Raw genomic sequence first — 897 nt, 5'->3', positions numbered from 1 at the left:
TTCCCACCATCAGTAATCGTCCAATTAAAAGTAGTGTCTAAGCTATTCCAAGCAGTTTCTGCTGTACAGTACTGACTACTGCCTCCATGAAAAGTTATATTATTAGGGACATCATCAATACCATCATTAGCAACACCACTAGAGTCTGTATGCCAACCTATTAAAGTAGCATCGTAGTTTTCTTGAGATAGGGTAGCATCAAAAAACATATCATCCATTGCTGTAACATTACTAATATCCCAGTTACCTATATTCTGGTTAAAATTTCTAGTGAAAGAAAACATACCACGCATATTAGTTACGCTAGAGGTATCCCAGTTATCAAGGGGTTGATTAAAAGGTGTGTTTCTAAGCATATTTGACATAGATGTAACAGCACTTACCTCCCAATTATTGATGGGGGAATTAAATGAGGTACTTTGAAATACTTGTTGCATATTAGTAATCGTGCTTACCTCCCAATTGTTAATAGCCCCTCCATTATCTACAAAAGAACTACACCCTAAAAACATACTTTGCATTGAAGAGGCTTTACTTAAATTTGGAGTGTCTGTTGCGTTTAGCACTAAATTACTACACCCTCGAAACGACTGTTCCAGAGAGATCCAAATATTTGTACCCCATTGTTCAATCGTTTGCATTTTATCTTTATCTCCTGTATTGTTAAAATAGATTCTAGGGAAAACACCACGAATAGCAACAGTGTATGTACCTGCTGTTAAAGTAGTACTTGTTGCATTACCAGAAACATTGGTAGATTCTGGATTAAAAGTAGCACCATCATAACTCCAATCTACATCATAACTATAGCCTGTTCCAGTTGTAGGAATGGTAATAGTTTCATTTTCTTCAACCACCCAAGTGGTTATAAAATAATCTTCAGCTCTACATCCAAGG

The 897-nt window shown here is 36.2% G+C and carries 1 protein-coding gene; it reads right to left on the bottom strand.

The genetic code is table 11. The features are described 5' to 3' along the window. The coding region (locus M3P09_RS17185) for a BspA family leucine-rich repeat surface protein (protein ID WP_249974057.1) at window positions 1-897 on the bottom strand (897 nt) is incomplete at both ends.

Origin of the sequence: Jejuia spongiicola (assembly GCF_023502325.1) — a bacterium.
Classification (GTDB): Bacteria; Bacteroidota; Bacteroidia; order Flavobacteriales; family Flavobacteriaceae; genus Wocania_A; species Wocania_A spongiicola.
The sequence above is the reverse complement of the archived record's forward strand: the minus strand, read 5'-3'. Positions and strand labels throughout refer to the sequence as shown.